Source organism: Desulfosarcina sp., from assembly GCF_041551955.1.
In the GTDB taxonomy this organism is placed as follows: Bacteria; Desulfobacterota; Desulfobacteria; order Desulfobacterales; family Desulfosarcinaceae; genus Desulfosarcina.
Genome location: NZ_JBFELV010000153.1, coordinates 1 through 10136, shown reverse-complemented (window position 1 = coordinate 10136; position 10136 = coordinate 1). Strand labels below are relative to the sequence as shown.

Annotated in this window: 11 protein-coding genes; 4 read left to right on the top strand and 7 right to left on the bottom strand. The window is 51.4% G+C overall.

What is annotated here, in order from left to right:
* Positions 1-233 precede the first annotated feature (233 nt).
* A complete protein-coding gene (locus ABYV26_RS13020; RefSeq protein WP_372681643.1) occupies positions 234-989 on the bottom strand; it encodes a hypothetical protein in 756 nt (251 codons plus the stop codon).
* Between the two features lie 253 nt (positions 990-1242).
* On the opposite strand from ABYV26_RS13020, the gene djlA reads away from it, so the two are divergent.
* Positions 1243-1998: a co-chaperone DjlA gene (gene djlA / locus ABYV26_RS13015; RefSeq protein WP_372681641.1), complete on the top strand. Its 756-nt coding sequence runs from the start codon at positions 1243-1245 to the stop codon at positions 1996-1998.
* Here djlA and ABYV26_RS13010 read toward each other — a convergent pair.
* The 4 genes from ABYV26_RS13010 to ABYV26_RS12995 form a co-directional block, all read right to left on the bottom strand.
* The gene (locus ABYV26_RS13010; protein WP_372681639.1) at positions 1991-2800 is read right to left on the bottom strand and encodes an MBL fold metallo-hydrolase; all 810 of its coding nucleotides are present in this window, start codon (positions 2798-2800) and stop codon (positions 1991-1993) included. The two genes, djlA and ABYV26_RS13010, sit on opposite strands and share 8 nt — an antisense overlap.
* Positions 2801-2835: 35 nt before the next feature.
* Positions 2836-4080, bottom strand: coding sequence for an acyl-CoA dehydrogenase family protein (locus ABYV26_RS13005; RefSeq protein WP_372681638.1), 1245 nt, complete (start codon positions 4078-4080; stop codon positions 2836-2838).
* A 124-nt stretch (positions 4081-4204) separates the two neighbouring features.
* Complete coding sequence (locus ABYV26_RS13000) at positions 4205-4333, bottom strand: MerR family DNA-binding protein (protein ID WP_372681636.1); 129 nt, start codon at positions 4331-4333, stop codon at positions 4205-4207.
* A 158-nt stretch (positions 4334-4491) separates the two neighbouring features.
* Positions 4492-6072 (bottom strand): putative glycoside hydrolase, encoded by a 1581-nt coding sequence (locus ABYV26_RS12995; protein WP_372681645.1) that lies wholly within the window; start codon positions 6070-6072, stop codon positions 4492-4494.
* Positions 6073-6103: 31 nt separating this feature from the next.
* On the opposite strand from ABYV26_RS12995, the gene ABYV26_RS12990 reads away from it, so the two are divergent.
* Together ABYV26_RS12990 and ABYV26_RS12985 are read left to right on the top strand one after the other, a co-directional pair.
* A complete protein-coding gene (locus ABYV26_RS12990) occupies positions 6104-6382 on the top strand; it encodes a hypothetical protein (protein WP_372681634.1) in 279 nt (92 codons plus the stop codon).
* Between the two features lie 442 nt (positions 6383-6824).
* Positions 6825-7289 (top strand): hypothetical protein, encoded by a 465-nt coding sequence (locus ABYV26_RS12985; protein ID WP_372681633.1) that lies wholly within the window; start codon positions 6825-6827, stop codon positions 7287-7289.
* A 41-nt stretch (positions 7290-7330) separates the two neighbouring features.
* On the opposite strand, the gene ABYV26_RS12980 is transcribed toward ABYV26_RS12985, so the two are convergent.
* Entirely contained in the window at positions 7331-7780 is a 450-nt protein-coding gene (locus ABYV26_RS12980; RefSeq protein ID WP_372681631.1) for a response regulator, read from the bottom strand.
* A gap of 17 nt (positions 7781-7797) precedes the next feature.
* Positions 7798-9150, bottom strand: a complete 1353-nt coding sequence (locus ABYV26_RS12975; RefSeq protein ID WP_372681629.1) for a sigma-54-dependent transcriptional regulator — start codon at positions 9148-9150, stop codon at positions 7798-7800.
* 630 nt (positions 9151-9780) lie between these two features.
* Here ABYV26_RS12975 and ABYV26_RS12970 point away from each other — a divergent pair.
* Positions 9781-10059 carry a ComEA family DNA-binding protein gene (locus tag ABYV26_RS12970; RefSeq protein ID WP_372681627.1) on the top strand — a complete coding sequence of 93 codons (279 nt, stop codon included), beginning with the start codon at positions 9781-9783 and terminating at the stop codon, positions 10057-10059.
* Positions 10060-10136: the final 77 nt, after the last annotated feature.

The window sequence follows — 10136 nt, the reverse complement described above, 5'->3', positions numbered from 1 at the left end:
GGCGGTTGCGATTTCTGCCGTCAGGAATTGGGTTTGTAGGCCGGACAGCCGGTTGCCAAGGATTATTGAAAGTAAGGCAAATACCAGCGTCAGTGCGGCAAATACCAGGGTAAGCGTATGCAACATGGTGTTGGAACCGGTTGGTCTGGTCTTCGTGGCAATAGCAGCGGTAGTCATGGGCGCTTTCCCGAAATTTTGAGGTGATATCAAGATCGACATTGGGTTGCGAGGGTTCAGCCGTCCAAGGTGCCTACGATGATGGTCAAGGACCATTCTCTGTATTTATTTTCCATGATGGCGGACACCTCTAATCCGATGGTTGAAAAAACCCGCTGCAAGAAAGAAGCGTACGAAGGTGCCGTCTCCTTGCTGTTGACAGCCAGCACGAGACCTTTCGGTGGATTGGAGAAGGCGCTTTGGGCCACCCCGTTGGTCTTCCAGCCGTCTGCAGTCAGGACCTCCTCCAACTGCTTGGCGGTCATTTCTGACATTTCATCGTCCATCACGCAGAAGATATCCACGTTCCCTTTTGGACCCGGGTCGAGCAGATCGATCAACTGTTCGCGCTGGCTTTCCGAAAGGCCGCCTTCAGGTTCTAGTTCAAGATCGAGGTATTCCGTGGTTTCCGATGGGTCACTACTTTTTTTCTCCTCTTTCTGGTGTGCTTTTATGGCGGCTTCGGCAATTTCCATCCGCTTTCTGGCATCTACCAGCGCCTGGGTCAGTTCCTTGGTAGACGACTTGCTCAATTTTAATTTAAGTTGATTGATATCCTGGTGTTGCTGGGTTTGGAGCAACTCTCTGCGAATCTCTTCAGCCGCTTTTTCAAGGGCTTTGACGCGTTGGTGAGAGGTGTCGAGATCATCGAAGAGCCCGCTGACGAGTTTTTTCGATTGTCCGACAGCCAGGAAAACCATGATGCCTGTCAGCGCTGCAAAAACCATCGTCGCTGCCAGCATCCAGCTGTTCAGTGCGGCAACCGATTCCATGTTGGTCCACCAAGAAAACATACGCGACAGCCTTTCGTGGAATGGTATTGGGAAAAATATGCAGGGAATCTATATAATGCGGATGTTACAAAGAAAACGAAGATAATTCAAGCCCTTTCTGACCGTTGCACAGCTTTTCAGTCCAACCATACGGCAGTTGGCAACCTTGAAGTAATGTGCTACGGGGTGTGAACCTTCAGTATGGACAATGAACAGGGACCGTGAAAACGAAAAACAACAGGAGAACCGCTTTATGGGATGGATGGGTAAACTGGTTGGCGGAACCATCGGATTTGCGCTTGGCGGGCCGCTGGGCGCCATATTCGGAGCAGCCTTCGGCCACGCTTTCGATTCGGGATCCCAGCTCGATACGACTGGCAATCGTCCGCGGTTGTCAGCGGTTGAGCAGCATCAGCTGACCTTTTTTGTGGCGGCCTTTTCCATGCTGGCCAAGTTAGCCCAGGCAGATGGACGGGTGACCCAAGAAGAAATTGATTCCATCGAGAGTTTCATGGAGAGGGACCTGAGGCTGAACGCGGAGAGCCGGAATGCCGCCGTGAATATTTTCCGAACCGCGTTGAATGCACCGGGGACCTTTGCTGATTTTACCCGCCAGTTTCACCAGCAGTTCAGCGATCAACCCCAGATGCTGGAGCTCATGATCGACATCCTGTTGCGGGTAGCGGTGTCTGACGGAAGCCTCACCCAGGGTGAGGAGTCGATGATCCTTTCCGCCGTATACACGTTTAATTTCAGCACAGGCCGTTACGAGCAGATGAAGTCTCAGTACATCCGCACTGCGGACAAGGCATACGCGGTGCTGGGCTGCAGCCCGACCGATGATGACGATCAGGTAAAACGCTGCTATCGCCAGCGGGTACAGGAGTACCATCCGGACAAGATCGCCGCCAAGGGCCTGCCCGAGGAGTTCACCCGTTTCGCTCAAGACAAATTTCGCGAGATTCAGGAGGCCTGGGAGCAGATTAAAGCTGCACGGGGTATCAGCTAGCGCGGATGGCGGAACGAATCATGTTGGCGAAACTGACATTGCCCATGGTAACGAATTTTATGAAACGGTCCTGGCGGCGGTCCATTCGCCGGATGATTTCCTTTTCCGGCAGTCCCTTGGTCAACAGCAGGCCGACAGCACCGGCGATATCCTCGAGATAGGCCAGTTTGCGGCGCAAGCGGTCCTTGCCATTTTTCAACACCGGGTTGTGGGCACAGAAAAGCGATTCAAAATCGTGTTGCAGAACGATTTTCAGGGACTGGATTTGTTGATCGATTTTTTCATCGGACCTGAAAAATTTGATCCGGTCTCCCAGGTAAAGGTCGCCGGAAAAAAGCCAGCCGTGCTGCCCTTCCAGGTAAACGGTATGGTCCTTGCTGTGCCCCGGTGTATGAATGGGTGAGAAGCGATACCCGCCTGACGCCACCACCTCGGGCAGGGGAGATACGGCGACCTTTCTGGATTGCCCCCAGACCAGATGTTGATAGGGCAAAATGGGACGGATGTGGCCCATTTTATGGGCCGTCAACGGATGACCCATGACAAGGGCACCGCATGACCTGGCAATCATGGCCGCATTGCCGCTGTGATCTTCATGGTGGTGGGTCAGCAACAAATGCTCGATTCGACGGGTCAGGACGAATGATTTCATTGCTAGGGCCATTTTGGTCTGGCCGCTATCGATGAGCGTGCCTCCGATCAGATAGCAGTAGACATTCATCAACGGGCGGCCGATGATACCGTATCCCAATTCCAGGGCGGTCACCTGAGAATGGAATCGCTGCTGGTTGACGATCTTCATTTCAGACGCTTATCTCCATTTATGACCGGGCATGGCTATTCATAAATCTTTTCGTCCGCCGCATCCGCCTGGGCCGCATCGAATTCCCAGTTTCTGACCCCCGTGTCCGCCTTTTTGCTGGCGTGGCGCCGGTACCATTCATTGGCAATGATCATGGACATGACTTCATTGGTGCCGGTCCAGATGGAAGCCAGCCGCAGATCGCGGACGATGCGTTCCACGGGGTAGACATTGGTGTATCCAATCCCACCCATGACCTGCATGGCATGGTGGGCCACCTGTTGGCAGGATTCGGTGACAAATTTCTTGGTTTGGGAGACCATCCGTCGGATCGTTGCAGGGGATTCACCGCTGTCGACCGCCGTACAGGTCGCATAAACCATTGCCCGCGATGCATCCAGCAGCATGGCCGCGTCGGCAATCTGGAAACTGACGCCCTGAAAGGTATTGATGGTCGTGCCAAAAGCTTTTCTGCGACTGGAATAGCCGGTCGCCACATCCAGGGCAGGTCTGGCAGCACCGACGGTCATGGCGGCTGTTCCCAGCCTTTCAGGAATCATCATGGTGTTGAAGACCGCATAGGCGCCGTTGATGGCTCCCACCACATTGCTTCTGGGGACCCGCACATCCCTGAATACGATCCGACCGGCGCCGCCACCGCGGCAGCCCATGAGTCCGTAAAGATACTGGGTTTCCACCCCCGGGCCCCGATCGACGATGAAACAGGTAATTGCCTCGTGGGGGCTGGCCTCAGGGGCTGTCTTCGCGTAAACCAGAAAGCAATCGGCTCCTTCCGCCCCGACGATAAAGCGTTTTTGACCGTTGATAATAAAACCGTCTCCATCTTCAACGGCTGTGGTCGTGGTACCGAAGAAATCGGATCCACCCCGCGGTTCGGTGAGGCACTCGGCAGCGAACCGCTCGCCTTTGAGCAGCGGCTTGACGTATCTTTCCTTTTGATCATCGCTGCCATGGCGAATAATGGCATCGCAGACCAGTTCAGCGCCGACACCGAATACACAGGCGAACATGTAGCCCAGGGTTCCCACCTCCTCCATGGCCATGGCCGTTGTGACCCAATCCATATCCCGGCCGCCCCACTGCTTGGGATATCGACATCCCATCAGGTTGCGTCTGCCGGCTTCCTTCAAAAACGCCTTGGGGAATTGTATGCGATCCTGATCCATGTCCAGAACCATCTGCCGGGGCACCCATTTAACCAGTTCTCTGACTTCCTCCCGAAACGCTTTCGCTTCGGACGACAATAGATGGTCAAACATCGTTTTCTCCCTTTTCCAGTGTTTCAAGCCGGTCGATCAGTTTTTGTCTGACCCTCACCAAATCCTGCTCCATGGACTTCAGTTGCTCCATTCGGTGTCGGATCTCTGCCAGCTTTTTTTCCCTCTAAGTCAAGGCTTGACGAATTGGATCGATTTCGTTGATGTCCACGTCAGCCAGACCAATCATTTTGGCGATCTCGTCCAGAGAAAAACCAAATCGTTTCCCCCGGAGGATGAGCTTTAAAATGAACATTGTCGGTCGGTCAAGGGAAAGTCAATGGTAAGATTCAGGCCGGAAAGGGGACAAGGGCGAAATCGAGCCATCTTTGGATGTCGATGATGATTTAACCGGAGCCGGTTAAAGGAAAAATCCTTGCCGCCACTGCAACCAGCCCTTTGCCCGGGTTCGAATCAATCGTTTCGCATTACCGGGGAAAACAGTGAAGCTGCTGGGTGGATCACCGGATCGAATGAAACGCCGAAAATACTTTCAGAAATCGATGCGATGTTGATGGGTTCAGACGATGACATACCGGCGAGTTTTTTTTCATCGGGCCATCGCTCCGCCTGCGCGTACTTGTCCAACCGTGCCGGCGGGATGCCCGTGGCGGAAAAGGTGCAGTCCTGAGCCCAATCGATGTGTATGGGGCCGGGCCGCATCCGACGGGCGTCCTTTCCCAGGTCGTTGCACAGCAGTTCGCTGAGAAACCTGCGCTTCGTGTAAGGTTCTGCGTCGCGGTTAAACCGGATGGCTCTTTTTGTCAGGATCCGATCCATGATGCCTTCCTCGAGGGTGGCCAGGATGGCGTCCGGAGAGGAGTAGCGTGAACGTTTGCCTTTTTCAGAGGTTTCGAGGGAGAGAATGGAATATCCCATTTTAAAACTGGTGAAGTTGACGATCGCGCTTATCCCGCGTGTCGAGCGATCTTTCTCCGACGCAAGATCCGCCACCGATGGATAAAACGTGGGTCTGGACAAGGACACACCGAATCTCGCCGCCATGGCTTCGTAAGACAAGCGATAGCGCCCGGTTGGACTCCATATGGACCAGCTGCTGGCCGATGCGTTCTCAATGCCATCGATCTGGGCAGCGATTTGCTGCGGTGAATACCAAAATCCTTGAATCCATGGCCGAATCGGCTTGTCTGTGCGATTCATCATGCTGCGCATGCTGGATTCCATGATCATTTCAGGAAATTCCCCCGGCGATTGCTTGCCCAGAAAGCCACGAGGGAAATGGGACGGATAGAACATGGGGCAGATGATGTCCAGATGAGGGGCCATTTTCTCTAAAACCTGACCCACACCGAAGTCATCGGTTTTCCATGCAGTCAACCCAAACACGTCTGCAGAGACGCTCACCCCCAGGGGGTTTAATTCATCGTGCGCCTTTGCCAAGAAAGAGGCGATACAGTCGGATTTAGAAAAACCGGGCAAGGTGTTCGGATAGCTGATGATGGAAAGGTCTCCATCACTGGGAAAACGGACGTAGTCAAACTGAATCTCATCGAATCCCATAGCGGCCAGCTCTTTGGAAAGGGCGATGTTGTATTCCCAGACGCGACTGTCACTCGGATTGGCCCAATGTAGGTCGTTGGCGTCAGTCCAGGGGGTGCCGGATGTACTGTCCATCACGCTTAGCTCGGGCATGATCGCCGCCAGTTGATGGTCCGCAAAAACATCCAGTTTGGCAATGGTGCGTATGTTGTCTCTTTTCAGTCTGGCCACGTGCTTTTCCAATCCTGAGTGATTGGCTTCGACGCCCAACTGAATGGCCATGGCATTCTCAGACGGCCACAACAATTTTCCTCTGGGGCTTTTGACGTGCAACACGACTGCATTGACCGGGGTTAATGCGGCGTAATGGACGATCTCATCGAACGTTCGTTTCGTAATTTTATGTGGCGGTATGTATAAGGCGTTATAGCAGTCCTCGTTTGTCCCCGCTGTCGCTGATCGGTTGAATGCAGTTGCGACCAGAACGAAGGCCAAAGCGGCCAGAATTGCTTTACGGTAAAGGCGGGTGAAAAAATTCAAATGCTCGATCGTCCTTTCTCAGCCCCATGGTCTGCTGCCGGCTGAATGGGTTGCTGTGCGCTGTCATCATGCTCAGTTGACACAATTCGACTATCGGCATTTTTATAATTTTCATGAAGGTGGAGAACGAAAATTCTGCCTTGCCGACTATCCAAGCATTTCCGTATATGCCCGGATCGTCTTGAGATTGGCCTTGTTATATAAGGCAGGCATTGCCATCAGATGGCAACAACTGCCGACGAGGGCGTTAATATTTGCCGGATAGGGACCTCTTACGGCCGGTGTCGTCGATTGACCATAAACGATGGGTGGGTTTTTTTTCGGCGGTGCTTCAATTGGGTAGATATCTGGGTCGATGAAAAATCCAGATGGAACTTTCTGGAGATATCATAATAATCTTAAAGTTTACGGTTAGTTATGCAATATAGATTAAAAATGGTTGGAAAATCGCACATCGTCGAAAACGGATGTGTGCACCTGGAGGGCTAAAAAAAATATCGAACCCTGATGTTTTTTTTCATTTTTTGCACGATGATTGCTATTGGTTGTGGTGTCGTTCGTTTGCGGCGAGTGATCCCCTTATCATTGCATCCGAACCATCACCAAGGCGCCAATGAAAAGAGGGCGTCGGGTTGCCGGGCACGTCAAACGCCCACCAATCCAGTATCAACGGCGAATGAGCAAAAACTAAACATCAGGAGGGCCTCGTGGAAACCATTGATCCCAACAAACCGATCGTGAACGTCACCGGTCACAATCAGGCAGAAAGCCGATCGAAGGTAAAAAAGGGAGAATTTGATGCGATTTTTCGACAAGCAGTGGATTCAACAGAAGTCAATCGCCCAAAGACGGAATCGGCACCTTTTCTTTCCGATATCCGTCCAACTCAATTTTCCTCTGAACCGTTGCCATCAGAACACATGCTGGTTGACCGGGCCCAACGGTTGATCGATACCATGGGCGCCTACCAGCAAAAACTGATCGACAGCGGCGCCACGTTAAAAGATATCCAGACGCTGGTCGAAAAGATGGCAACTGAAAGTGAATCCCTCAGTGCTGCCTCCAATGCCGTTGAGGGGCAGAAAAGGCTGAAAACCATTGTCGATCAGTCGTTGACGATCGCATCGGTGGAGATCGCCAAATTCAACAGCGGACACTATAACGATGGATAAACCGGGGTCAACGCTCGCTGTCGCGGTTCAGTGCCAAGCGCTTAAAAGTTGGCAATCGTTTTGGCGAATTCCGGGTCCTTGAATATCCGTTTGGCAAATTTCAAGTACTTCTCGGCAATGGCACGGACGGCCAGTTGAAGTGCATAAGGCTTAACCGGCTTTTCCAGCAGATGGTTGACATCGGACGCCACGCACATGTTCACAATGTCGTCACTGGCGTTGCCGGTGATAATGATTGCATCCGCATGGGCGGTGGGGAATTTTTTGTCAATGGCGTCAAGGAAAAAAAAGCCGCTGGCTCCACCCAGAAAAACATCCACCACAAAGATGGCTACCCCGATATCCCGGCCGAGGCAATAGGTGGTCGCCTCCTCGGAGTTAGTAAACGACAGCACGTTTCCCCAGGTGTAAAACCGCTTGATCGTCTTGGAAACCAATTCACAAACATCCGGGTCGTCATCAACGACGATTACATCCAGACCTTCAGGCATTTTTCGTAACCCTCCATTTATGGCTCGATTATATTGTATTTGGCCATTTTGCGATAGACCGTTGTGATATTGATGCCGAGCAGTTTTGCCGCTTCTGCCTTGTTTCCACCTGATCGTTGAAGTGCGAGTCGGATCGTTTTTTCCTCGATCATTTTTAGATTGCAATTTACATCCGCAGGCATCCATGTATTTGATTGTTGGGCGATTTCATTGGGCAGGTCCTTCACGTGAAGCACTTCCTTGACCCCCAGCGCAAAAGCTCTTTCGAAAACGTTCTCAAGCTGCCTGACATTTCCGGGCCAGTGATACCCCATCAACAACGCCATTGCTTCCGGGCTGACTTCCGGCACCGTTGCAGCAGCGCCGCGCCTGTGTTTCTTGATCAAGTGGCTGATCAGCAAAGGGATGTCTTCCCTGATTTCCCTTAAGGGCGGCATCGTAATGGAAATGACATTGAGCCGGTAATACAGGTCTTCTCTAAACGTTTTATTTTTTATCGCCTCCTCCAGTTTCTTGTTGGTGGCGGCAATCACGCGCACGTTTACTTCCGCTTCGCGGGTGTCTCCGACAGGACGGACCTTTTTTTCCTGCAACACCCGAAGCAGGCTGACTTGAACCGCCGTTGAGACCTCCCCAATCTCGTCCAGGAAAATCGTGCCTCCATCAGCGGCTTTGAACAGGCCGATGGAATCTTTCGATGCGCCGGTAAATGCACCTTTTACGTGCCCGAAAAGTTCGCTTTCCAGAAGGCTTTCCGCGATAGCGCCACAGTTGACGGGAACAAAAGGGCCTTCTGATCGATCACTGTTGTTGTGAATGACGTTGGCCGTCAATTCTTTTCCGGTACCGCTTTCTCCTTCGATCAGTACGGTTGGGCTGCCGAAGCTGATTCGATCGATGATTTGGTAAATGTTTTGCATTTTCGGGGACATGCCCACCAGCTCATCATATTTGTATCGCTCTTTTAGTCGGTTCCGAATCAGCTGATTCTCTTCCTTCAGTTTTTGTTTTTCGATGATACGATCGATCAGGATTTTGAAGCGGTCGAAATTAATCGGCTTTTGGAGGAAATCGTAGCTGCCCAATTTCATCGCTTGGATGGCGGTTTCGATGGTGCCATAGCCGGAAACGATGATGACCTCGGTTTCGGACGAGACCGCCTTGATCTGTTTCAGCAATTCCATGCCACTGATCTCGGGCATGTTCAAGTCGGTAAAGACAACACAGAAGTGGTCCTCTCGAACCATGTCGATGGCCTTTTTTCCGTTTGCCTCGGTGGTAACGTTGAATCCGCAGCGATTCAAAAACTGTTCGACAATGGATAGAATCTGTGGGTCATCGTCAACGAAGAGAATTTTATAATTTTTCATATTTTTTTGGGGCGAGTGTTTAAATTTGTAGACAGCTCCTGCGGATTCAGCCGATGGACCAAAAATACCACCACTTCATCTATAAACACATACAACTTTCTATTATTAAAAGGTAAAATAATAATATCCGTTTATGTCATGAAGATCAAAAGAAAGTCAAGATACCAAGAGAACCGTGGATTAATTATTTTTTTTATTCCACTGGTATCGAACCTGCAATGACTGTGGTTCAGTTTTCGGCTGTTTACAAACTGGATTGGCATCGATCTGAGCAGCATTCTCGTTTCTGAACTGACTTCCCTTCGCAATTAACCATCGTTCAATCATAAATGACCCAGGCGGTCATCCGCCCGCCGCTTGTTGAAATCAGGCATTGGTTCTCGATGATGGGAGGGCCGGTGGGGCGAACAAATAAGGATACTTCAGTTGCGGTTTGCCATGATGGGCATGGCAAAACCAACCAACGTCCATCCTGCAGCACGGATTTGCGTTAGACTTCAAGGCCAGCGAAGAATTACGTCGCCGCGAAAAATGGTAATGACGCGGATCTAATTTAAAGCCAGCCATTGAAAATGAACGTAAATTTATCGACGGATGGGCTCATGAGAACCCTTAGGAATAGGAGAAGGTATGCACCATTTCAGGAAAAAAGTTTATCTGGCCGTTCTGGTTACGATTGCCGTTATCTTAACCGGAACCTGTTGCGCAAGCGCAATGGAACCCATCAACATCAATACCGCGCCTGTGGAACAATTGAGCGAACTTGACCGGGTGGGCGCCAAGTTTGCCGAGCGAATCGTTGAATACCGGGAAAAGAACGGTCCCTTCAAAGCGCCTGAAGAGATCATGAACGTCAAGGGCATCGGCAAAAAAACCTGGGAGGCAAACAAAGACCGAATTGTCGTCTGAGACTCGCTTCTCGAAATTCCTGTTAACCGGGTAACCTTGATCCACGATGGTCGAATCACATGATGCAGTCAGGCCAG

What these genes read in the sequence shown, in the direction of transcription:
- ABYV26_RS13020 (WP_372681643.1), bottom strand. Translation starts at nt 989, where the DNA reads ATGGAATCGGTTGCCGCACTGAACAGCTGGATGCTGGCAGCGACGATG.
- djlA (WP_372681641.1), top strand. Translation starts at nt 1,243, where the DNA reads ATGGGATGGATGGGTAAACTGGTTGGCGGAACCATCGGATTTGCGCTT.
- ABYV26_RS13010 (WP_372681639.1), bottom strand. Translation starts at nt 2,800, where the DNA reads ATGAAGATCGTCAACCAGCAGCGATTCCATTCTCAGGTGACCGCCCTG.
- ABYV26_RS13005 (WP_372681638.1), bottom strand. Translation starts at nt 4,080, where the DNA reads ATGTTTGACCATCTATTGTCGTCCGAAGCGAAAGCGTTTCGGGAGGAA.
- ABYV26_RS13000 (WP_372681636.1), bottom strand. Translation starts at nt 4,333, where the DNA reads ATGTTCATTTTAAAGCTCATCCTCCGGGGGAAACGATTTGGTTTTTCT.
- ABYV26_RS12980 (WP_372681631.1), bottom strand. Translation starts at nt 7,780, where the DNA reads ATGCCTGAAGGTCTGGATGTAATCGTCGTTGATGACGACCCGGATGTT.
- ABYV26_RS12975 (WP_372681629.1), bottom strand. Translation starts at nt 9,150, where the DNA reads ATGAAAAATTATAAAATTCTCTTCGTTGACGATGACCCACAGATTCTA.
- ABYV26_RS12970 (WP_372681627.1), top strand. Translation starts at nt 9,781, where the DNA reads ATGCACCATTTCAGGAAAAAAGTTTATCTGGCCGTTCTGGTTACGATT.